Annotated in this window: 19 protein-coding genes and 1 pseudogene; 17 read left to right on the plus strand and 3 right to left on the minus strand. The window is 52.4% G+C overall.

Features of this window, described 5'->3' with window-relative positions:
- Positions 1 to 16: 16 nt before the first annotated feature.
- The 7 genes from FDW96_RS07715 (at position 17) to FDW96_RS07745 (ending at position 5,895) form a co-directional block, all read left to right on the plus strand.
- On the plus strand, positions 17 to 622 hold the full coding sequence (locus tag FDW96_RS07715; protein WP_042308211.1) for a CDP-alcohol phosphatidyltransferase family protein: 606 nt from the start codon (positions 17 to 19) through the stop codon (positions 620 to 622).
- Positions 619 to 1,536 (plus strand): phosphatidate cytidylyltransferase, encoded by a 918-nt coding sequence (locus FDW96_RS07720; RefSeq protein ID WP_137365470.1) that lies wholly within the window; start codon positions 619 to 621, stop codon positions 1,534 to 1,536. The genes FDW96_RS07715 and FDW96_RS07720 overlap by 4 nt, the downstream gene beginning before the upstream one ends.
- Before the next feature lie 3 nt (positions 1,537 to 1,539).
- Complete coding sequence (locus FDW96_RS07725) at positions 1,540 to 2,181, plus strand: 1-acyl-sn-glycerol-3-phosphate acyltransferase (protein WP_137365471.1); 642 nt, start codon at positions 1,540 to 1,542, stop codon at positions 2,179 to 2,181.
- Entirely contained in the window at positions 2,174 to 3,934 is a 1,761-nt protein-coding gene (locus tag FDW96_RS07730) for a bifunctional alpha/beta hydrolase/class I SAM-dependent methyltransferase (RefSeq protein WP_137365472.1), read from the plus strand. The genes FDW96_RS07725 and FDW96_RS07730 overlap by 8 nt, the downstream gene beginning before the upstream one ends.
- Positions 3,924 to 5,228, plus strand: coding sequence for a phosphatase PAP2/dual specificity phosphatase family protein (locus FDW96_RS07735; protein ID WP_252362857.1), 1,305 nt, complete (start codon positions 3,924 to 3,926; stop codon positions 5,226 to 5,228). The genes FDW96_RS07730 and FDW96_RS07735 overlap by 11 nt, the downstream gene beginning before the upstream one ends.
- A complete protein-coding gene (locus FDW96_RS07740; protein ID WP_042308219.1) occupies positions 5,204 to 5,605 on the plus strand; it encodes a hypothetical protein in 402 nt (133 codons plus the stop codon). Before FDW96_RS07735 ends, FDW96_RS07740 begins: the two co-directional genes overlap by 25 nt.
- A gap of 98 nt (positions 5,606 to 5,703) precedes the next feature.
- On the plus strand, positions 5,704 to 5,895 hold the full coding sequence (locus FDW96_RS07745) for a hypothetical protein (protein WP_137365473.1): 192 nt from the start codon (positions 5,704 to 5,706) through the stop codon (positions 5,893 to 5,895).
- A gap of 42 nt (positions 5,896 to 5,937) precedes the next feature.
- On the opposite strand, the gene azoR is transcribed toward FDW96_RS07745, so the two are convergent.
- Positions 5,938 to 6,543: an FMN-dependent NADH-azoreductase gene (gene azoR / locus FDW96_RS07750; RefSeq protein ID WP_006684422.1), complete on the minus strand. Its 606-nt coding sequence runs from the start codon at positions 6,541 to 6,543 to the stop codon at positions 5,938 to 5,940.
- A 201-nt stretch (positions 6,544 to 6,744) separates the two neighbouring features.
- On the opposite strand from azoR, the gene hrpA reads away from it, so the two are divergent.
- The 3 genes from hrpA (at position 6,745) to aldA (ending at position 13,164) form a co-directional block, all read left to right on the plus strand.
- Complete coding sequence (hrpA, locus tag FDW96_RS07755; RefSeq protein ID WP_137365474.1) at positions 6,745 to 10,647, plus strand: ATP-dependent RNA helicase HrpA; 3,903 nt, start codon at positions 6,745 to 6,747, stop codon at positions 10,645 to 10,647.
- Positions 10,648 to 10,727: 80 nt separating this feature from the next.
- Positions 10,728 to 11,525, plus strand: coding sequence for a YdcF family protein (locus FDW96_RS07760; RefSeq protein ID WP_170974692.1), 798 nt, complete (start codon positions 10,728 to 10,730; stop codon positions 11,523 to 11,525).
- A gap of 199 nt (positions 11,526 to 11,724) precedes the next feature.
- Positions 11,725 to 13,164 (plus strand): aldehyde dehydrogenase, encoded by a 1,440-nt coding sequence (aldA, locus tag FDW96_RS07765; protein ID WP_137365475.1) that lies wholly within the window; start codon positions 11,725 to 11,727, stop codon positions 13,162 to 13,164.
- Positions 13,165 to 13,250: 86 nt separating this feature from the next.
- Here the strand turns inward: aldA and gap are convergent, their stop codons facing one another.
- On the minus strand, positions 13,251 to 14,252 hold the full coding sequence (gene gap / locus FDW96_RS07770) for a type I glyceraldehyde-3-phosphate dehydrogenase (RefSeq protein WP_042308230.1): 1,002 nt from the start codon (positions 14,250 to 14,252) through the stop codon (positions 13,251 to 13,253).
- Between the two features lie 189 nt (positions 14,253 to 14,441).
- Between gap and cybB the strand changes: the two genes are divergently transcribed.
- The 4 genes and pseudogenes from cybB to FDW96_RS25395 form a co-directional block, all read left to right on the plus strand.
- Positions 14,442 to 14,972, plus strand: coding sequence for a cytochrome b561 (cybB, locus tag FDW96_RS07775; RefSeq protein ID WP_137365476.1), 531 nt, complete (start codon positions 14,442 to 14,444; stop codon positions 14,970 to 14,972).
- A 475-nt stretch (positions 14,973 to 15,447) separates the two neighbouring features.
- Positions 15,448 to 15,867 (plus strand): translesion error-prone DNA polymerase V autoproteolytic subunit, encoded by a 420-nt coding sequence (locus FDW96_RS07785; RefSeq protein ID WP_042308234.1) that lies wholly within the window; start codon positions 15,448 to 15,450, stop codon positions 15,865 to 15,867.
- 2 nt (positions 15,868 to 15,869) lie between these two features.
- Positions 15,870 to 17,135 carry a Y-family DNA polymerase gene (locus tag FDW96_RS07790; protein WP_042308236.1) on the plus strand — a complete coding sequence of 422 codons (1,266 nt, stop codon included), beginning with the start codon at positions 15,870 to 15,872 and terminating at the stop codon, positions 17,133 to 17,135.
- A 265-nt stretch (positions 17,136 to 17,400) separates the two neighbouring features.
- Positions 17,401 to 17,487 (plus strand): annotated as a pseudogene (locus FDW96_RS25395) (SAM-dependent methyltransferase); the annotation flags it as partial.
- Positions 17,488 to 17,543: 56 nt separating this feature from the next.
- On the opposite strand, the gene FDW96_RS07800 reads toward FDW96_RS25395, so the two are convergent.
- Positions 17,544 to 17,738 (minus strand): hypothetical protein, encoded by a 195-nt coding sequence (locus FDW96_RS07800; RefSeq protein ID WP_042308241.1) that lies wholly within the window; start codon positions 17,736 to 17,738, stop codon positions 17,544 to 17,546.
- A 584-nt stretch (positions 17,739 to 18,322) separates the two neighbouring features.
- On the opposite strand from FDW96_RS07800, the gene FDW96_RS07805 reads away from it, so the two are divergent.
- From FDW96_RS07805 to FDW96_RS07815, 3 genes are all read left to right on the plus strand, one after another.
- Positions 18,323 to 18,598 (plus strand): metal/formaldehyde-sensitive transcriptional repressor, encoded by a 276-nt coding sequence (locus FDW96_RS07805; RefSeq protein ID WP_003833178.1) that lies wholly within the window; start codon positions 18,323 to 18,325, stop codon positions 18,596 to 18,598.
- Between the two features lie 32 nt (positions 18,599 to 18,630).
- Positions 18,631 to 19,749: an S-(hydroxymethyl)glutathione dehydrogenase/class III alcohol dehydrogenase gene (locus FDW96_RS07810; RefSeq protein ID WP_038640779.1), complete on the plus strand. Its 1,119-nt coding sequence runs from the start codon at positions 18,631 to 18,633 to the stop codon at positions 19,747 to 19,749.
- Between the two features lie 169 nt (positions 19,750 to 19,918).
- Complete coding sequence (locus tag FDW96_RS07815; RefSeq protein WP_061381287.1) at positions 19,919 to 21,607, plus strand: methyl-accepting chemotaxis protein; 1,689 nt, start codon at positions 19,919 to 19,921, stop codon at positions 21,605 to 21,607.
- Positions 21,608 to 21,614: the final 7 nt, after the last annotated feature.

The following is a 21,614-nucleotide window of genomic DNA, read 5'->3' on the forward strand; positions in this document are numbered from 1 at the left end:
TTATCAAGGAGTGATGATGACGCTTTATCAGATAAAGCCCGCTTTTCAGGCGCTTTTACGCCCATTAATGTTCAGGCTTCATAAAAAAGGCGTCACAGCAAATCACGTTACTCTTGCCGCGATGGCGCTTTCTATTGTGACCGGCGCCGTGCTGGTCGTTTTTCCCCATCCTCAATATTTTATTCTCTTGCCTGGCGTATTGTTTATACGGATGGCGCTTAACGCGCTGGACGGCATGTTGGCGCGTGAATGCAATCAACAATCACGCCTTGGGGCCATTCTTAATGAGAGTGGAGATATTCTTTCCGATCTTGCGCTTTATCTGCCATTTATGCTGCTTCCAGGCAGCAACGGACTGATGGTTATCGTGATGCTGTTCTGTACGGTGATGACGGAGTTCTGTGGCGTTCTGGCGCAAACGATTAATGGCGTCCGCAGCTATGCCGGGCCGTTGGGTAAAAGCGACAGAGCGCTGGTATTTGGTACGTGGGGGCTGGCGCTCTCGCTTTGGCCGCAGCTAGTGCAGTGGAACAATATCCTCTTTGGGGTAGCCATATTTTTGCTGATCTGGACAGTGATTAACCGCTGTAAAAGTGCATTACGCGAAGAGGGCGTGAAATGATGCTGCTGGAAAAATCCCTCGCGGTTATTTTCGCGCTGTTGTTGGTCGCAACAGCGGTGAATGGTTTGCTGGTGTGGCTACGTCCAGGCAAAGACTGGCGGGAGCTGACGCTACGCATTCGCACCTGGTGGATAATCATCGTACTGTTTTCTCTGGCTATTTTAAGCCCAAACTGGCTGGCGTTAACTTTTTTCGCATTGGTAAGTTTTATGGCGCTAAAAGAGTTTTTGACGCTGACGCCTTCGCGCCAAACCGATCGCATGCCACTGCTGTGGATGTTTATTGCTATCCCGATTAACTACTGGCTGATTGGCATCAATTGGTACGGCATGTTTGTGGTGTTTATCCCGGTATACGCATTCTTATTCTTACCCGTACGAATGGTCATTGCGGGCGATACGCAGGGGTTCTTGCGCTACACTTCGCAGCACCACTGGAGCCTGATGACCACCGTTTTTGCCTTCAGCCATGTCGCGTTTTTGCTGGTTCTGCCGGATGACGGCAAACAAACCGGCGCATTGCTGGTGCTGTTCCTGGTTGGCTTAACGGAATTCAACGATATCGCGCAGTACCTGTGGGGCAAATCGATTGGGCGGATCAAAGTAATACCCACAGTCAGCCCTAATAAGACGCTGGCGGGACTGGTCGGCGGCGTAGCGACCACCACGCTGTTGGCCGCGTTGTTAGGACCCTTGATAACGCCGTTAAGTATCCCGCTGTCGCTACTGGCAGGCTTTATTATCGGTATTAGCGGTTTTTGTGGCGATGTAGTGATGTCGGCTATCAAACGTGATATTGGCGTGAAGGACAGTGGAACACTGCTGCCTGGCCATGGCGGGATCCTTGATCGGCTTGACTCTCTGATCTTCACAGCTCCCGTATTTTTCCATTTCATTCGCTACTTTTGCTACTAACTTATGCTGAGTTCAATTCTGCGAACGCTGTTTACGCTGTGTATCGTCTGGCCGGTGATTTGGCTGTGGCTGGGGCTGCGTATCAGACATCGGGAGCGTTTGCCCACCCGCGGACCGGCAATTATTGTCGCCAATCACAATAGCCATATGGATGTTTTTGCGCTGCTCTCGCTCTTTCCGCTGCGCCGGCAGTCATTGGTTCATCCGGTGGCTGCCGCTGACTATTTCCTGCGTAATAAAGCAATGGCCTGGTTTGCGCTAAATATTCTCAACATTATTCCCATCTCGCGAAAGGGCGGAGGAACCAATCCGCTGGCGCAGTGTGAACAGGCATTACGCGACGGCAAGATCTTGATCCTCTTTCCGGAAGGTACGCGGGGTGAACCAGGGAAGCTGTCGCCGTTGAAATCCGGATTGTGGCATCTGAGCCAGCGCGTACCTGAGGTACCGATTATTCCCGTCTGGCTACGTGGCACCGAATCTGTCATGGCGAAAGGGAACCGTATACCGCTCCCGCTGTTTATTGATGTCAATATTGGCAGTGCTTTGTATTTTCATGGGGATAAATCTCTCTTCATGGACGGGCTCAGACAGCAACTGTTGCTGTTGGAGCAACAAACTAAAGGATTACATTCGCATGAGTAATACACGCGTACCTGACGAACGTCATTTTGTGACCAGTGACAACACCGAATTGTTTTATCGCTACTGGCCGGCAATTGCCCCTGACGCAGCGCCTAAAGTGATCGTCATGTTCCATCGCGGACACGAACATTCCGGGCGCCTACAGCATATTGTGGATGAGTTAGCGATGCCGGATACCACATTTTATGCCTGGGATGCGCGAGGTCATGGCCATTCTCCGGGCCAACGTGGCTATAGTCCTTCTTTGGCGCGTTCAGTTCAGGATGTCGAAGAGTTTGTGCGTTTCGCCGCCGCAGACAGCCATGCCGCAATGGAAGATGTGGTGGTCGTGGCGCAGAGCGTTGGCGCGGTACTGGCCGCGACCTGGGTACATGACTACGCACCCGCTATTCGTGGACTCGTACTGGCATCTCCGGCCTTCAAAGTGAAATTGTATGTGCCGTTTGCCCGTCAGGGGTTGGCATTGATGCACCAGTTGCGCGGCCTGTTTTTCGTCAACTCTTATGTTAAGGGTAAATACCTGACGCATGACGTCGATCGTGTGGCGAGCTTTAACCTTGATACCCAGATCACCCGGGCTATTGCGGTGAACATCTTGCTGGATCTCTACAAAACGGCGGAACGCATTGTCAGCGATGCTGCCGCCATTTCGTTACCAGTGCAGTTACTGGTGTCCGGAGATGATTTCGTTGTGCATCGCCAGCCGCAAATTGATTTTTATCAGCGCCTGAGAAATCCCCTCAAGGAACTGCACGTGTTGCCGGGGTTTTACCACGACACGCTGGGCGAAAAAGATCGGCATCTGGCGTTCGATAAAATGCGTGATTTCATAGCTATGCTTTACGCCAGGGCGCCGCAGCGTTTTGATTACAGTAACGAAGATCGCTGGAGCCCTGGCGCAGATACCTGGCGGATGCTCAGCGGGGGACCTGCGCGATATTCTCTTGACGACATTGCCTACCGTGGTTTGCGCTATGGCATGAAGCTGTTGGGGACGCAATCAGCAGGTGTTCGTCTGGGGTTTGACACCGGTTTTGATTCTGGCAGCACGTTGGATTACGTCTATCGCAATCAGCCGCAGGGCAGTAGCGCACTGGGGCGTTTAATCGATAAAAATTACCTTAACAGCGTAGGCTGGAAAGGGATCCGTCAGCGTAAAATTCATCTGCAAATGCTGATTAGTCAGGCGGTTGCACAGCTGGCGGAGCAGGGCATGTCGGTGCATGTGGTGGATATTGCTGCCGGACACGGACGTTATGTGCTCGACGCGCTGGAGGGAGAAAAGGCAGTACGTTCAATTTTACTGCGCGATTACAGCGAACTGAATGTGAATAAAGGCCGGGAAATGATCGCCAGCAGAGGCATGGCTGAGATTGCTCGTTTTGAACAAGGCGACGCCTTCAACCGCGAACAGCTGGCGGCGCTTGAACCTCGTCCTGCTCTGGGGATTGTCTCCGGTTTGTATGAGCTTTTTCCTGAGAATTCACTGGTCAAAAATTCGCTGGCCGGGCTGGCTGAGGCGATAGCGCCGGGCGGAATATTGATTTACACCGGACAGCCCTGGCACCCGCAGCTTAAAACGATAGCCTGGTCGCTGACCAGTCATAAAGACGGTAAAGCGTGGGTTATGCGTGTGCGTACGCAGGGTGAAATGGATGCGCTGGTCCGCGAAGCAGGCTTTGAGAAGTGTGCGCAGCTGATTGATGAGTGGGGTATTTTTACCGTTTCCATGGCGGTACGCCGTGCTTCCTGAACAGCGTAAAATTATGGTGCAGGCAGTCGGGTGGTTGCTGCTGCTGGCCCCCTTTTTTTTCCTTACGTACGGCAAGGTGAATCAGTTTACCGCCTGGCAGGATGCTCAATTTCACAACGTTGGCAGCATCGTTTTTGCCTGGGAATCTGCCATTCCTTTTATTCCATGGACCATCATTCCGTACTGGAGTCTGGATCTTTTTTACGGGTTATCTCTGTTTGTTTGCACTACACGTTTCGAGCAGCGTCGACTGGTGCTCCGGCTGGTGCTGGCATCAATAATTGCCTGCGGCGGCTTTTTACTGTTTCCGTTGCAGTTTAGTTTTACGCGTCCTGAGGTGACCGGTGCGGCAGGGTGGCTGTTCGCACAACTGGAACAGTTCGATCTACCCTATAACCAGTCGCCGTCACTGCATATCATACTCTGCTGGCTGCTGTGGCGGCACTTCAGTCGCTATCTGTCCGGCGGCTGGCGCAGGCTATGTGATAGCTGGTTTTTACTGATCGCTATATCCGTGCTGACCACCTGGCAGCATCATTTTATCGATATTATTACCGGTCTGGCGACAGGGATGCTGATTGACTGGCTGGTCCGGGAACAACACCGCTGGCGCTGGTGTAAGCCGGATGCTGCTCGCCTGAGGCTGATGCGTCGTTATCTGTTTGGATCAGCATTATGTTTTATCACCGCCGCATTGCTGACGCCGTGGTTGTTATGGCCTGCGCTGGCATTGCTGATGGTTGCGTGGGGTTACGCTGGATTCGGCGCAGCGGTGACGGCTAAAGATCCGCAGGGCCAACTGCCTCCCGCCGTTTACTGGCTGTCATTACCGTGGCGAGCGGGAATGTGGCTGTCGATGCGCTGGTTTACCCGACGTCTGCCTGCGATAAGCCCGGTGGTGGCTGGCGTGTATCTCGGCTGTTACCCGCACAGCGTGCCTGCGCAAAATGCGGTGCTGGACGTGACCTTTGAGTTTCCACGTGGTCGTGCGACGGCTTCGCGTGTTTATCACTGCGTACCGATGCTGGATTTAGTGATCCCGAATGAATCCGAACTGCAGCAGGCGGTGAATACGCTGGAGACTCTGCGTGAGACGCAGGGCTCGGTGCTGGTTCACTGTGCCTTAGGTCTCTCGCGCAGTGCGATGGTGGTTGCGGCGTGGTTGTTACGTTACGGTCATGCGGCGACGGTAGGGCACGCCGTGGCGCAGATTCGGGCGAGTCGGCCACAGGTGGTACTGACAGATAAACATCTGGAGATGCTGCAACAATGGCAACAGAAAGTGACGACGTAACAGAAAGTGAAGATCTTCAGAGTGGTTTGTTGCGACATACGTTAGCGAGCTGGCGCTTCATCCTGCTTTTTTCCCTGCCGCCGCTGGCGTGGGTGCTTTTTGTCGCGCCGCCAGGAATACTGCGAGCCGTTATCGCCCTGTTATGCGCCATAGTCTGGTTTGGCTGTTGGCGATTATGGCTCGACGAACGTTATTTTTCGCTGATCACCGCACAAAACAATACGCAGGCTGGAGAGGCGCTGTACTTTATCTGGCGACGTGAACGACTGAAGACACTCACGCTGGCCGATCGCCAGTCAGGCGCATTAAAACAGTATCGACATACGCTCTGCATGGTTGCGGTTCAGTGGGCTTTCTGGCTCGTGCAGTTGGTATAGCATTCATTCGGATTATTCATCGACATCGCAATAGTTGCCACACGGCATCAAACTGATGTTGATATAGTTCAACACCGGTCGCGTCGTGGAGTGAAATCATGTGGCTTCTCAAGTGGTATGTCTGGAATCGTTGGGTGTTCAAGCTGTTAAGCCGGGATGTCGCGGAGCCGGAACAATTTTTAGCTCATTGCTGGGAAGAAAATCTGGCGAAATGCAGGGAATATGCCACCATCTGGCGTGATATTAATCGCATTCACGGCAAGCAGGTACATGTGCGGGCAAAGAAGTAGGTACCGAGAATCCCTCCCACCGGATGGTGAGAGGGGGAATTATCAGGCAGCAACCACGCTGTCGATAGCGGCTTTCGCATCGGACTGTGCTTTAGATGCCACTTCCGGGCCGTAAGCGATACCTTCAGCAAAGACAACGTTCACGTCGGTGATACCGATAAAGCCCAGGAACACGTTCAGGTACGGTGTGATCAGGTCAGTCGGCGTATCTTTATGAATACCACCACGGCTGGTCAGCACCACTGCGCGTTTACCGGTCACCAGACCTTCCGGACCTTTCTCGGTATAACGGAAGGTCACGCCAGCACGGGCAATCAGGTCAAAGTAGTTTTTGAGTTGCGTCGGAATGTTGAAGTTATACATCGGCGCGGCGATGACAATCACATCATGCGCTTTCAGTTCAGCGATCAACTCGTCAGACAGCGCCAGCGCTTCTTGCTGACGCGGCGTCAGCGGCGCATCGCTTGGGCGCAGCGCACCCACCAGTTCGCCATCCAGCACCGGAACAGGATTTGCAGCCAGGTCGCGGACGGTGATTTCATCAGCAGAGTGCTTTTCACGCCACTGTTCAACAAAATAATCAGACAACTGACCAGACTGAGAGTACCCTGCCAGAATACTGGATTTAAGAACTAATACCTTGCTCATGGGTGTTTCCTTTTATGTGTTTGAAGGGGTAGTGCCCCGTTGCTTGTTGACACTTTATTCACAATCCTGTCGCAGTGATAGCGCAATATATCGAATCCTATGTTCGAAATTATTGAACAACACATAAAAAGCCCCGATGTGGTACTCTATATCTATCATCTAAAAGAGATTTAACCCGGCAGAACTCTGCCTTTTAACGCTATGACAGAACAACCAAAATTAACCTTCAACATGCTGCAACAACAGCTGGACTCGCTGATGCTGCGCGACAGGCAGCGTTTTGCGCGCCGTTTGCACGGCGTGAAGAAGGTTAAAAATCCTGATGCACAACAGGCCATTTACCAGGAGATGGCAAAAGAGATCGACCAGGCAGCCGGTAAAGTTGTGCTGCGTGAAGCGGCGCGTCCGGTCATCAGCTACCCGGAAAACCTGCCCGTCAGCCAGAAAAAACAGGATATTCTGGAAGCCATTCGCGACCATCAGGTGGTGATTGTGGCTGGTGAGACCGGTTCAGGTAAAACCACCCAGTTGCCGAAAATCTGTATGGAGCTGGGACGCGGGGTAAAAGGGCTGATCGGCCATACCCAGCCGCGTCGTCTGGCGGCGCGTACTGTGGCGAACCGTATCGCGGAAGAGCTGCAAACCGAGCCGGGCGGCTGTATCGGTTATAAAGTCCGTTTTAGCGATCATGTTAGTGACAACACCATGGTTAAGCTGATGACGGATGGGATCTTGCTGGCGGAAATCCAGCAGGATCGGCTGCTAATGCAGTACGACACCATCATCATCGATGAAGCGCATGAACGCAGCCTGAACATTGATTTTCTGCTTGGCTACCTGAAAGAACTTCTGCCGCGTCGTCCGGATCTAAAGATTATCATCACTTCGGCGACCATTGACCCGGAACGCTTTTCTAAGCATTTCAACAATGCGCCGATTATCGAAGTCTCTGGCCGAACCTATCCGGTGGAAGTACGCTATCGACCGATTGTTGAAGACGCAGATGACACTGAGCGCGATCAGCTACAGGCAATTTTTGATGCCGTAGATGAGTTAGGGCGTGAAAGTCAGGGCGACATTCTGATCTTCATGAGCGGCGAGCGCGAAATCCGCGACACCGCCGATGCCCTGAATAAGCTGGATTTGCGTCACACCGAAGTGCTGCCACTGTATGCGCGTCTCTCCAATAGCGAGCAGAACCGTGTATTCCAGTCACACAGCGGTCGTCGTATTGTGCTGGCCACCAACGTGGCGGAAACCTCGCTGACCGTACCGGGCATCAAGTATGTGATTGACCCGGGCACTGCGCGTATTAGTCGTTACAGTTACCGCACTAAAGTCCAGCGTTTGCCGATTGAACCGGTGTCGCAGGCCTCTGCCAACCAGCGTAAAGGTCGCTGCGGTCGTGTTTCAGAAGGGATCTGTATTCGTCTGTATTCTGAGGACGACTTCCTGTCGCGTCCGGAGTTTACCGATCCGGAGATCCTGCGTACCAACCTGGCGTCCGTTATTTTGCAGATGACCGCGCTGGGGTTGGGGGATATCGCGGCGTTCCCGTTTGTTGAAGCGCCGGATAAACGCAATATTCAGGACGGGGTGCGCCTGCTCGAAGAGCTGGGGGCGATAACCACCGACGAACAGGCAACCGCTTATAAGTTAACGCCGTTGGGCCGTCAGCTGTCGCAACTGCCGGTGGATCCGCGTCTGGCGCGTATGGTGCTGGAAGCGCAAAAACATGGCTGTGTGCGTGAGGCAATGATCATCACCTCGGCGCTGTCCATTCAGGATCCGCGCGAGCGCCCAATGGACAAGCAGCAAGCTTCCGACGAGAAGCACCGCCGCTTCCATGACAAAGAGTCTGATTTCCTGGCGTTTGTGAACTTATGGAATTACCTCGGCGAGCAGCAAAAAGCGTTGTCGTCAAACCAGTTCCGCCGTCAGTGTAAAGTCGACTTTCTTAATTATCTGCGCGTACGTGAATGGCAGGATATCTACACGCAACTGCGCCAGGTGGTAAAAGAGTTAGGGATCCCGGTTAACAGCGAACCTGCTGAATACCGGGAAATCCACGTCGCATTGTTGACCGGTTTACTGTCGCATATCGGGATGAAAGATGCCGATAAACAGGAGTTTACCGGTGCGCGTAACGCCCGCTTCTCGATCTTTCCGGGCTCCGGTCTATTTAAAAAACCGCCGAAGTGGACGATGGTAGCGGAGTTGGTGGAAACCAGTCGCCTGTGGGGACGTATTGCCGCACGTATCGATCCCGAGTGGGTGGAACCAGTTGCGCAGCATCTGATTAAACGTTCATACAGCGAACCGCACTGGGAACGCGCGCAGGGCGCGGTCATGGCGACAGAAAAGGTCACCGTCTACGGCTTACCGATTGTTGCCGCCCGTAAGGTGAACTACAGCCAGATCGACCCGGCGCTGTCACGTGAACTGTTCATTCGTCATGCGCTGGTGGAGGGGGACTGGCAAACGCGCCATGCTTTCTTCCGTGACAACCTGAAGCTGCGGGCGGAGGTGGAAGAGTTAGAACATAAATCGCGCCGTCGCGACATCCTGGTCGATGATGAGACGCTGTTTGAGTTTTACGACCAGCGTATTAGCCATGATGTGGTTTCTGCCCGCCACTTCGATAGCTGGTGGAAGAAAGTCTCCCGCGAGACCCCGGACCTGCTCAACTTTGAAAAGAGCATGCTTATCAAAGAGGGCGCGGAAAAAATCAGTAAGCTGGATTATCCGAACTTCTGGCACCAGGGCAATCTCAAACTGCGTTTGAGCTACCAGTTCGAACCGGGAGCCGATGCGGACGGTGTGACCGTGCATATTCCGCTGCCGCTGCTCAATCAGATCGACGAAAGCGGTTTTGAATGGCAAATTCCAGGCCTGCGCCGCGAGCTGGTGATCGCCCTGATTAAGTCGCTGCCGAAACCGGTACGACGTAATTTTGTGCCTGCTCCGAACTATGCTGAGGCATTTTTAGGCCGCGTGACGCCGCTGGAACTGCCGCTGCTGGACGCGCTGGAACGTGAACTGCGCCGGATGACCGGTGTCACCGTTGACCGCGATGACTGGCATTGGGATCAGGTACCCGATCACCTAAAAATTACCTTCCGGGTGGTGGATGATAAGAACAAGAAGCTACAGGAAGGGCGTTCGCTACAGGATCTGAAAGACGCCTTGAAGGGTAAGGTTCAGGAAACGCTGTCCGCGGTGGCGGATGACGGTATCGAACAGAGCGGATTGCATATCTGGAGCTTCGGGCAGCTTCCGGAAAGTTACGAGCAAAAACGCGGCAACTATAAGGTAAAAGCGTGGCCAGCGCTGGTCGATGAGCGTGACAGCGTTGCCATCAAATTGTTTGATAATCCGCTGGAGCAGCAACAGGCCATGTGGTGCGGTTTACGCCGCCTGTTGCTGTTAAATATTCCTTCGCCGATTAAATACTTACACGAGAAGTTGCCTAACAAAGCCAAGCTGGGGCTGTATTTTAACCCGTATGGTAAAGTGCTGGATTTGATTGACGACTGTATCTCCTGCGGTGTGGATCGGTTGATCGACGCCCATGGTGGTCCCGTGTGGACGGAAGAGGGCTTTGCGGCGTTGCATGAGAAGGTGCGGGCTGAACTGAACGATACGGTGGTGGATATCGCGAAGCAGGTCGAACAGATCCTGACCGCGGTGTTTAATATCAATAAACGTCTGAAAGGGCGTGTGGATATGACCATGGCGTTAGGGCTTTCAGATATCAAAGCGCAAATGAGCGGGCTTGTGTACCGCGGATTTGTTACCGGCAATGGTTTCAAACGTCTCGGCGATACGTTGCGCTATTTGCAGGCTATTGAAAAGCGTCTGGAAAAACTGGCCATCGATCCACACCGCGACCGCGCACAGATGCTGAAAGTGGATAGTGTGCAGCAGGCCTGGCAGCAATGGTTCAATAAACTGCCGCCTGCACGCCGTGAAGATGACGACGTCAAAGAGATCCGCTGGATGATAGAAGAGCTGCGCGTCAGCTACTTTGCTCAGCAGCTTGGTACGCCGTATCCTATTTCAGATAAACGTATTCTGCAGGCGATGGATCAGAGCACGGGATAACGCGGTGCGGGACTGTAGGCCGGACACGGCGTAGCCGCCATCCGGCCTCTGTACCCGGTAAAGAATAAACACCAGGAGTCATGAATATGAGTCAGTTTCCGACGCTTTCCGCGACCACGCTGGCGGCGATTAATACTGTAGGGCAATGGCTGGCGCAGAGCGATTTTACGGGGGGCATCACGGTTCAGTCAGATTGCGTAATTCTGGCGGGGAACGCGGTGATCCCGACCATCGACGCCGCCTGTCGGATCGCGAAAGACCAACAGGTTCCCTTATTGATTAGTGGGGGCATCGGTCATTCCACGCGCTTTCTGTATGACGCGATTGCCCGACATCCTCGCTACAATATCATTCGAACCACCGGACGTGCAGAAGCGGCGATCCTTGCCGATATCGCTCACCAGTTCTGGCACATTCCGGGGGAGAAGATTTGGGTGGAAGACCAGTCAACAAACTGCGGTGAGAATGCCCGATTTAGCTGTGCGTTACTGAGCCAGGCGACAGAAAGCATTAATACCGTCATTGTGGTACAGGATCCGACCATGCAACGCCGCACGATGGCCACGTTTCAGCGCGTAACCCGCGATGAGCCGCATGCACCGCGCTGGTTGGGTTTCCCGGGATTCGTCCCGGAGTTGGTCCAACAGCGCGACGGCGTGGACTTTGCGCCAACGGTCGAAGGACTATGGTCAGTGGATCGCTATCTTTCGCTCATTACCGGCGAGTTGCCGCGCCTGCGAGACGATGTTAATGGCTATGGTCCCTGTGGCCGCGATTTTATCGTGCATGTGGATATTCCCGGTAACGTTGAGGCAGCCTGGCAGCAACTGAAAAGCGATACCGCGTTGTCAGACTTACTGGAGAGCCGCTCTCTGTGATCCCCGCTGCCCGTTTGTAAGCGTTTTGCTGCAAACGGGCATAAATCCCGTCCGTTTTTTCCTTTCATCAGCGCTTTGCCAGACGCTTTTATGAAGCCGCTCACAGAACAGTCACTGTAGTGATAATTCGTCAGGCATGATTGATATTAATTAACAATAGTTTTACTTGTTAAAAACAAATCAATCACAGGAGAAGCGCATGTCAGTACCCGTACAACATCCTATGTATATCGATGGGCAGTTTGTGACCTGGCACGATGACGCCTGGATTGATGTCGTCAATCCGGCCACGGAAGAGGTTATCTCACGTATTCCGGATGGACGTGCCGAAGATGCGCGTAAAGCGATAGACGCCGCCCAGCGCGCTCAGCCTGAATGGGAAGCGCTGCCTGCCATTGAACGGGCGAACTGGCTACGCAAAATATCTGCGGGTATCCGTCAACGCGCCAGCGAAATCAGCGCATTGATAGTGGCTGAAGGTGGGAAAATACAGCAACTGGCCGACGTTGAAGTCGCATTTACCGCCGATTATATCGATTACATGGCGGAGTGGGCACGTCGTTATGAAGGCGAGATCCTGCAAAGCGATCGCCCGGGCGAAAATATCCTGCTGTTTAAGCGCGCTCTGGGCGTGACGACGGGCATTCTACCGTGGAATTTTCCGTTCTTCCTGATTGCTCGCAAACTGGCCCCCGCGCTGTTGACGGGCAATACCATTGTTATTAAACCGAGTGAGTTTACGCCCAACAATGCCATCGCTTTTGCCAAAATTGTTGATGATATCGGCTTGCCGCGCGGGGTATTTAATCTGGTCCTTGGACGCGGTGAAACGGTTGGCCAGGAACTGGCCGGAAACCCGAAAGTCGCAATGGTCAGCATGACCGGTAGCATTGGCGCGGGCGAGAAAATTATGGCTGCAGCGGCCAAAAACATCACTAAAGTCTGCCTGGAACTGGGGGGGAAAGCCCCGGCGATCGTGATGGATGATGCTGACCTTGAACTGGCCGTGAAGGCAATTGTTGACTCACGGGTGATCAATACCGGACAGGTATGCAACTGTGCCGAACGTGTGTACGTCCAGAAAGGTATTTATGACCAGTTCGTTAATCGCCTGGGGGAAGCGATGAAAGCCGTACAGTTCGGCAATCCGGCTGTGCGCAATGACATTGCGATGGGACCGTTGATTAACGCCGCTGCGCTGGAACGAGTAGAGCAGAAAGTTGCGCGAGCGGTGCAGGAGGGGGCCAGAGTGGTGCTGGGTGGTAAGGCGGTAGAAGGCAAAGGCTATTACTATCCACCGACATTACTGTTAGATGTGCGCCAGGAGATGGCGATTATGCACGAGGAGACATTTGGTCCGGTGCTGCCTGTGGTGGCGTTTAATACGCTGGAAGAGGCGTTGACGATGGCCAACGACAGCGATTATGGATTGACCTCATCGATTTACACGCAAAATCTGAACACGGCGATGAAAGCGATTAAGGGGCTGAAGTTTGGCGAAACCTATATTAACCGTGAAAACTTCGAGGCAATGCAGGGCTTCCACGCTGGGTGGCGCAAATCCGGGATTGGCGGGGCAGACGGTAAACACGGTCTGAACGAATATCTGCAAACGCAGGTGGTTTATCTGCAGTCCTAAGTTTTTAGCCGGGTGAGTTTGTACGTCACCCGGCGCAATTCTTACACTTTGGCGGCTATACCGTTCATTCGACCTCCGCCACAACGTCAGAGCTTGATAAATTTATCCAGCGTACGAATAAGTTGGGTCACAAAACCGTACTCGTTATCGTACCAGGCGACGGTTTTTACCAGTTGCAGATCGCCCACTTCGGTAATCTCGGTTTGTGTCGCATCAAATACCGAACCGAAATGTGAGCCAATCACATCTGACGAGACAATCTCCTCGTCGGTATAGCCAAATGACTCATTATTCAGCGTGGCTTTTTTCAGCGCGTCATTAACCTCTTCAGCGGTAACCTTTTTACCCAATACCGATACCAGTTCCGTGACGGATCCGGTTTTCACCGGTACGCGCTGGGCGTGGCCTTTTAATTTTCCGCTCAATGCCGGAATCACCAGGCCAATCGCTTTCGCCGCACCGGTGGTATGGGGAATGATGTTCTCTGCCGCCGCCCGCGAGGCGCGCAGATCTTTTCCGCGAGGGCCATCTACCAGCGATTGTGTCCCCGTGTAGGCATGGATGGTTGTCATGGTGCCCAGTTGAATACCGAAGTTGTCATGCAGGGCTTTCGCCATCGGCGCCAGGCAGTTAGTGGTGCACGATGCGACAGAGATAATTCGATCGTTCGCATCCATCGTGTCGTCGTTCACGTTAAAAACAATGGTTTTCATGTCCCCGGCAGGGGCGGATATCAGGACTTTTTTGGCCCCTGCGTCCAGGTGCGCGTTGGCTTTTTCCGTTGAGGTATAAAAACCGGTACATTCGATGATGATCTCTGCGCCGGTGGTTTTCCACGGGATATTTTTGGCCTCTTTTTCTGCATAAACAGCGATTTTTTTACCGTCGACAATCAGCGCGTCTTCGGTAAAGTCGATACTCCAGGGAAATGGACCGTAATTTGAGTCGTGTTTTAACAGATAGGCGAGAATTTTGGGCGAGGTCAGGTCATTAATGGCGACGACCTCCACGCTGCTTTTGACCTCCAGTAGTCGACGCAATACCAGACGACCGATACGACCAAAACCGTTAATGCCAATTTTACTCATGGTTTTCTCCTGTCAGGATGAGGCGGTACGACATATTTTCCCTACCAGGCATAGTCCAGTCGGGCATCCGGGGCAATAGCTGTTTTTGCGCTTAAACGTAACTGACTGATAATGGATGAACAAAAATTAATGAATTTTTAACAAAAGCCCGTTATGTTGACGCATTATTGTTTTTATTCAGGAAGTGTTATGGGGAATAAGTATTCTGGCCTGCAAATTGGTATTCACTGGCTGGTTTTTTTGTTGGTCATTGTGGCCTACAGCGCCATGGAGTTTCGCGGGTTTTTCCCGCGTAGCTATCGTCCCTTGTTCAACATGGTGCACGTATCCTGTGGCATCACGATTTTAACGCTGATGGTGGCGCGTCTGCTGGTCAGGCTGAAATATCCGGCGCCGCCGATTGTGCCAAAACCGAAACCGATGATGACCGGAATGGCGCATCTGGGGCATCTGGTTATCTATCTGTTGTTTATTGCGTTGCCGATTATTGGTCTGGTGATGATGTACAACCGGGGGAATCCGTGGATTGCATTTGGCATCGTCATGCCATATGCGGCAAAAGCCAACCTTGACCTCGTGGAGATGCTGAAGTCCTGGCACGTGACGCTGGCAAACCTGGGCTATTTTGTTATTGCTTTGCATGCCGCGGCTGCCCTGATGCATCACTACTTCTGGAAGGATAATACGCTGCTGCGCATGATGCCGCGTAAGCGTTCCTGACGTAACGCCCCGCAAGCGCGCAATGTCGTTCAGGTTGAACATGTGATTCTTGATCAGCGTTCCGTTCACCTCAGCCGTATCTCTTCTCTGTACACTGAACGCCAGTGAACGTGTTAAGGGTACTATCGCCGTACCCTTAACAATCCCGCCGGGAGCCTGGGATGCAAGGGAGGCGGCGGTGAGCCTCCCTTGCACGTTCACGGGTATCTGTGCTTTAGAAAAGTGATACGGCTGAGGTGAACGGAACCCTTTCTCTGAAATAGCATGTTTATTACCTACGCCAATACCGTCCTTATCGTTCCGGTTAAATGAACATCTTCCTCTGCGGAATAAAACAGAAATTATTTTTCCAGATGCGATAAAAGCTTACCGACGAGATGGTTAAACAACACCCAGTTCGCTACTTTCGTCACTTGATCGCCGTCCTCATTAAAACTACTGTATATAAATACAGTTAAATGAGAGGCCGATTATTATGTTGTTTTTCCAGCCTGCAAAACGTCGACAAACGAAACATTTTCCCCTGTTCAGCGACCTTGTGCCCTGTGGTTTTCCTTCTCCAGCGCAGGACTACGTTGAAAAAGGCATCGATCTCAATGACCTGCTGGTACAGCATCCCAGCGCAACCTATTTTGTTAAATCATCGGGTGATTCTATGGTCGGGGCGGGGATCGGTGAGGGTGATTTGCTGATTGTCGACAGCGCCAGAAACCCGGCTCATGGAGACATCGTGATTGCCGCCATTGAGGGAGAATTCACTGTTAAACGTCTGCAATTGCATCCAATTGTGATGCTCAGGCCAGAGAACAGAGCCTACGCGCCCATCATAATCAGCAGCGAGGATTCGCTGGATATCTTTGGCGTGGTGACCTTTATCGTTAAGGCGGCTGGCTAATTATGTTTGCCCTGGTGGATGTTAATTCGTTTTATGCCAGCTGTGAGATGGCATTCAGGCCCGATCTGAAAGGCAAACCGGTTGTCGTTCTTTCCAATAACGACGGTTGTGTTATCGCCTGTAGCGCGAAGGCTCGGGCGCTTGGCGTGACAATGGGTGCTCCGTACTTCAAACAGAAAGATCTGTTCCGGCGCTACGGCGTGGTGTGTTTTAGTTCCAACTATGAACTGTATGCGGATATGAGCGGCCGGGTCATGTCTATCCTGGAAGACCTCTCTCCACATGTGGAAAGGTACAGTATTGATGAGGCCTTCTGCGATTTGACGGGAGTAAGAAACTGTAGGGATCTGACGGATTTTGGTCTCGAAATAAGGGCCACAATTCTACAGAAAACACGACTTCAGGTTGGCGTTGGCATCGCCCAGACCAAAACGCTGGCAAAGCTCGCGAATTACGCCGCCAAAAGATGGCCGCAACAGACTCGAGGAGTGGTGGATTTATCAAATATTGACCACCAGCGTAAGCTGATGGCCGCACTCCCTGTTGGTGAAGTGTGGGGCGTGGGCCGCCGTATCAGTAAAAAACTGGACGCGATGGGGATTAAAACCGTCCGTGACCTGGCTGATACCGACATTCGTTTTATTCGCAAACACTTCAACGTTGTTCTTGAAAGAACCGTACGGGAATTGCGCGGTGAGTCGTGCCTGGCGTTGGAAGAGTTTGCGCCGGTTAAACAGGAAATCGTCTGCTCACGATCGTTTGGTGAAAAACTCACGGACTATAACGCGATGCGTGAAGCAATTTGCACCTATGCCTCACGTGCGGCGGAAAAGCTGCGCGGTGAGCATCAGTTCTGTCGATTTATCTCTGTGTTTATCAAAACCAGTCCATTTGCCCTAAAGGACCCTTATTACGCTAACAGCGCGTCGGTAAAACTGCTGATCCCGACCCAGGACACACGGGAAATTATGAGTGCGGCAACGCGCAGCCTGGACGCTATCTGGCGAGAGGGGCAACATTATCAAAAAGCGGGTGTGATGTTGGGCGATTTTTTTAGTTCTGGCGTGGCACAACTGAATCTGTTTGATGGCAACGCCCCCCGGCACGGCAGTGCGGAACTGATGAGGGTGATTGATCGGCTGAATAAAAAGGGGCGCGGGACAATCTGGTTTGCCGGACAGGGGATTGAGCAGTCGTGGCAAATGAAACGAGAAATGCTCTCACCTCGCTATACGACGCGTTTTACTGATTTACTGCGCGTGAGGTGAGTATTAATACCGATTGATTCAAATCTTAATGTATCGATGACGGGTAGTAAAGATAAAGAGCTGGTGGTCGTTCCGGGGGCTAACCGAACTGGAGGCGAGAAGTATTTCGCTAATTATGCCACCCAGAAAAACACTCGACGATTATATCAACAATGAATTCGACCCACCTGACTTGGCTGCAATTTATAACGTGTGTCGCCTGAAGTGTGAGGTGAAATTTAAGAACGCTTGCCACGCCTCTGGTATAGCCATTAAGGGGGGAGTGATGTTACAGCAAACCATTTTGGACGTGTGTTGCGGCCCCCGCATGTTCTGGTTTAACAAACTGGACACCCGCGCCGTGTTCGCAGATACATAGCACAATAAAAAAGCAGGATAATAATCCTGCTTTGATCTGTGGTTTCTTAGTTATTTTCCAGACAGTTTTCTCCAGATACTCTGGCTAATGCCAAAAGCAACAGCTAAGAAAACAAGACCAGACCAACGCTCTATCCCTTGCGCCATCACCAGCATAGCAACTCCGATACATCCAAGAGGAATAGCAGTGATAACAAAAAGAATAATACCCCAAAAAAATTGGCCTGCAGTGGGCTCTTGAGACATGACAACACCTTTAATGAAGGAAACCGTTAACTAACGCGCGATTTTTTATGGTTATTATATAGTTCCATGTAGCACTGAGGCTTCTGTGTTTGCTGTACCTTCCCTGGGCGTGTCTGCTAATTTTACAAAAGTAACTAGTTGTTTCAACTCCTATTTATGGTGGGTGTTATGCTTCCCACGTTTGTCTGCTAAGTCGCGATTAACCAACCTCTACTCCTGAGTGGGGGTAAATCACGCTGGCGGTTTGAGTGTACAACAGCAAACGATCTGGTTGTTGTGGCCGGCGGCGTGGAATACCTACTAACTTTCACGGTAAACGGCAAAAAACCTGACGCCAACGGGAATGTTACTATCAGCACCGGCACAACTGCTGCTGTAACAGACGTTCGTTTGGGGACGGTGATTTCGACTAACCTCATTTTTAGGAATCCGGGGCGCAGATTTTGGGGGCATAGAAAAGACTGCATATGTCCGCATATGGCTGATAGCGACTTAACATAAGTCTATGATATTTAATAATTCTTATATTTTACAAATATGTAAAAATACTGATAGTATACCCCCCTATAGTATCTGGAGGGCGTATGCCACATTCACCTGAAGATAAAAAACGTATCCTCACCCGTGTTCGTCGTATTCGCGGTCAGGTTGACGCGCTTGAGCGCGCGCTGGAGTCCGGCGAACCGTGCCTTGCGATCCTGCAACAAATTGCCGCTGTACGCGGCGCATCCAATGGCCTGATGGGCGAAATGGTTGAGATCCACCTGAAAGACGAACTGGTCAGCGGCGAGACAACGCCAGACCAGCGAGCCGTACGTATGGCTGAAATCGGCCATCTTCTTCGCGCTTATCTAAAATAACACCATCACCTCGCAATAATGGGAAGAGACAAATGAAATCACGTGCAGCAGTTGCATTTGGCCCCGGCCAACCGCTAAAAATTGTCGAAATCGACGTCGCACCGCCAAAGAAAGGTGAAGTTCTGGTTAAAATTACCCACACTGGCGTGTGTCATACTGACGCTTTTACGCTCTCAGGCGACGATCCGGAAGGGGTATTCCCGGCGGTGCTTGGCCATGAAGGCGGCGGTATTGTGGTTGAAGTGGGCGAAGGCGTCACCAGCCTGAAAGCGGGCGACCATGTCATCCCCCTGTACACGGCTGAATGCGGTGAGTGTAAGTTCTGTAAATCGGGGAAAACCAACCTGTGTCAGGCTGTACGCGCCACCCAGGGCAAGGGCCTGATGCCGGATGGCACGACTCGCTTCTCATATAACGGTGAGCCGATTTATCACTATATGGGTACCAGTACCTTCAGTGAATATACCGTTTGCGCGGAGATCTCTCTGGCGAAGGTTAACCCGCAGGCTCCGCTGGACAAAGTGTGTCTGCTGGGCTGTGGCGTCACTACCGGGATCGGTGCAGTACATAACACTGCGAAAGTGAAAGAAGGCGACACCGTGGCCGTATTTGGTCTTGGTGGCATCGGCCTGGCGGTGATTCAGGGCGCGGTGCAGGCGAAAGCCGGACGTATTCTGGCCGTTGATACCAATCCGGAGAAATTCAAACTGGCTGGTGAAATGGGTGCGACTGATTTCATCAACCCGAATGATTACGATAAACCGATTCAGGATGTGATTGTTGAGCTTACCGATGGTGGTGTGGACTTCAGCTTTGAATGTATCGGCAACGTTAACGTGATGCGTGCGGCGCTGGAATGCTGCCATAAAGGATGGGGCGAGAGCATCATCATCGGCGTGGCAGGCGCCGGACAAGAAATCAAAACGCGTCCGTTCCAATTGGTTACCGGACGCGTCTGGCGCGGTTCGGCGTTCGGCGGCGTAAAAGGGCGCACTCAACTCCCGGGAATGGTCGAAGAAGCGATGAGCGGGAAAATTCAGTTGGATCCGTTTATCACTCATCGCTTACCGCTGGAGCAAATTAACGAAGCATTCGATTTAATGCATCAGGGTAAGTCCATCCGTACCGTTATCCATTTTGGCGATAACTGATTCATTGGCCAGCGGATTTCTCCGCTGGCACTTTCCTGAATTTTTTAGAATTATGTTGTGAAAGTGTGACGAATCCGGCGCTTTTTGCGGTAAGTAAACCTCACGGATTGCCGATGACTATCTAACGGGCGTGTTTTCACGCATAAACCCTACAAGAGAGTCGACGGTCATGGACAACACAACATCGATGCAGGCCCAGCATAAACTGGGTTTTTTGCATCAAATCCGACTGGTTCCGCTGTTTTCCTCCATTCTCGGTGGCATCCTTCTGTTGTTCGCCTTAAGTTCAGGGCTGGCAAGCTATTTTCTTATGCAGGCCGATCGCGATCAGCGCGATGTGACCGACGAGATTCAGGTCAGGATGGGGTTATCTAACAGCTCTAACCACTTACGCACCGCACGTATCAACATGATCCATGCCGGCGCGGCGAGTCGTATTGCCGAAATGGATGACATGAAGGCCAATATCGCCGAGGCAGAAAAACGGATTAAGCAATCGCAGGACGGCTTCAATGCTTATATGTCGCGTACGGTGAAAACGTCTGCTGATGAAGCGTTAGACGCCGAATTAAGCGCCAGCTTCAAAGCCTATACCGACGGTTTACAGCCAATGCTGAAATACGCTAAAAACGGCATGTTTGAAGCGATTATCAACCACGAAAATGAACAGGCCAGACCGCTGGATTCTGCCTACAACAAGGTGCTGCTGAAAGCCATTGAAATTCGCACTGCCAGGGCGAATAACCTCAGCGAGCAGGCGCACCGACGTACGCAACTTGGTATGGCGTTTATGCTCGGCGCATTTGCCCTCGCGCTGGTGCTCACCGTGATGACGTTTATCGTTCTGCGCCGCACCGTTATTCATCCTCTGTTACGTGCAGCCCTGCGCATCGAGCAAATTTCGGCAGGCGACCTGACTATGCCGGAGGAGCCGACCGGGCGCAGTGAAATTGGTCGCCTGAGCCGTCATCTGCAAACTATGCAGCATTCGCTGGTGAAAACCGTGGGTACGGTGCGCCAGGGGGCAGAGGAAATTTATCGCGGTACCAGTGAGATTTCTGCAGGGAATACCGATTTGTCCTCACGTACGGAGCAACAGGCCGCGGCGATTGAAGAAACGGCGGCCAGTATGGAAGAGCTAACGGCTACGGTGAAGCAAAACGCTGACAACGCGCACCATGCGAGCAAGCTGGCGGAAGATGCTTCCGGCAAGGCGAGTCGTGGCGGTCAGATGGTTTCTGGCGTGGTGAAAACCATGGGCAATATCTCAGGTAGTTCGAAGAAAATCTCTGAAATCACAGCCGTTATAAACAGCATTGCTTTCCAGACGAATATCCTGGCGTTGAACGCGGCGGTAGAAGCGGCGCGGGCGGGAGAGCAGGGACGAGGGTTTGCCGTGGTCGCCAGCGAGGTGCGCACGCTGGCGAGCCGAAGCGCTCAGGCGGCAAAAGAGATTGAGGGTTTGATTAGCGAATCGGTACGACTCATTGACCAGGGATCCGATGAAGTGGTCGCGGCGGGTAATACCATGACGGATATTGTCGATGCGGTAAAACGCGTGACCGACATCATGTTGGAAATTGCGGCGGCCTCTGATGAGCAGAGCCGGGGCATTGTGCAGGTGAGCCAGGCGATTTCGGAGATGGATAAGGTGACGCAGCAAAACGCCTCTCTGGTTGAAGAAGCGTCGGCCGCAGCGGCATCGCTGGAAGAACAGGCCGCACGTTTAACTGAAGCCGTCGGCACATTCCGCTTGCAGGGCGCAAGTGCGATAAAGCGCGCTCCTGGTACCAAAACGTCGAGCCATTCAAGTCCGCAGGCAGCAACGGCCAGTGGTGATAACTGGGAAACGTTTTAACACGCTA

Source organism: Citrobacter sp. TBCS-15 (genome assembly GCF_005280815.1).
GTDB classification, from domain to species: domain Bacteria; phylum Pseudomonadota; class Gammaproteobacteria; order Enterobacterales; family Enterobacteriaceae; genus Citrobacter; species Citrobacter werkmanii.

Coding starts and splice junctions, on each gene's coding strand:
- FDW96_RS07715 (WP_042308211.1), top strand. CDS start 17: ATGACGCTTTATCAGATAAAGCCCGCTTTTCAGGCGCTTTTACGCCCA.
- FDW96_RS07720 (WP_137365470.1), top strand. CDS start 619: ATGATGCTGCTGGAAAAATCCCTCGCGGTTATTTTCGCGCTGTTGTTG.
- FDW96_RS07725 (WP_137365471.1), top strand. CDS start 1,540: ATGCTGAGTTCAATTCTGCGAACGCTGTTTACGCTGTGTATCGTCTGG.
- FDW96_RS07730 (WP_137365472.1), top strand. CDS start 2,174: ATGAGTAATACACGCGTACCTGACGAACGTCATTTTGTGACCAGTGAC.
- FDW96_RS07740 (WP_042308219.1), top strand. CDS start 5,204: ATGGCAACAGAAAGTGACGACGTAACAGAAAGTGAAGATCTTCAGAGT.
- FDW96_RS07745 (WP_137365473.1), top strand. CDS start 5,704: ATGTGGCTTCTCAAGTGGTATGTCTGGAATCGTTGGGTGTTCAAGCTG.
- azoR (WP_006684422.1), bottom strand. CDS start 6,543: ATGAGCAAGGTATTAGTTCTTAAATCCAGTATTCTGGCAGGGTACTCT.
- hrpA (WP_137365474.1), top strand. CDS start 6,745: ATGACAGAACAACCAAAATTAACCTTCAACATGCTGCAACAACAGCTG.
- FDW96_RS07760 (WP_170974692.1), top strand. CDS start 10,728: ATGAATATGAGTCAGTTTCCGACGCTTTCCGCGACCACGCTGGCGGCG.
- aldA (WP_137365475.1), top strand. CDS start 11,725: ATGTCAGTACCCGTACAACATCCTATGTATATCGATGGGCAGTTTGTG.
- gap (WP_042308230.1), bottom strand. CDS start 14,252: ATGAGTAAAATTGGCATTAACGGTTTTGGTCGTATCGGTCGTCTGGTA.
- cybB (WP_137365476.1), top strand. CDS start 14,442: ATGGGGAATAAGTATTCTGGCCTGCAAATTGGTATTCACTGGCTGGTT.
- FDW96_RS07785 (WP_042308234.1), top strand. CDS start 15,448: ATGTTGTTTTTCCAGCCTGCAAAACGTCGACAAACGAAACATTTTCCC.
- FDW96_RS07790 (WP_042308236.1), top strand. CDS start 15,870: ATGTTTGCCCTGGTGGATGTTAATTCGTTTTATGCCAGCTGTGAGATG.
- FDW96_RS07800 (WP_042308241.1), bottom strand. CDS start 17,738: ATGTCTCAAGAGCCCACTGCAGGCCAATTTTTTTGGGGTATTATTCTT.
- FDW96_RS07805 (WP_003833178.1), top strand. CDS start 18,323: ATGCCACATTCACCTGAAGATAAAAAACGTATCCTCACCCGTGTTCGT.
- FDW96_RS07810 (WP_038640779.1), top strand. CDS start 18,631: ATGAAATCACGTGCAGCAGTTGCATTTGGCCCCGGCCAACCGCTAAAA.
- FDW96_RS07815 (WP_061381287.1), top strand. CDS start 19,919: ATGGACAACACAACATCGATGCAGGCCCAGCATAAACTGGGTTTTTTG.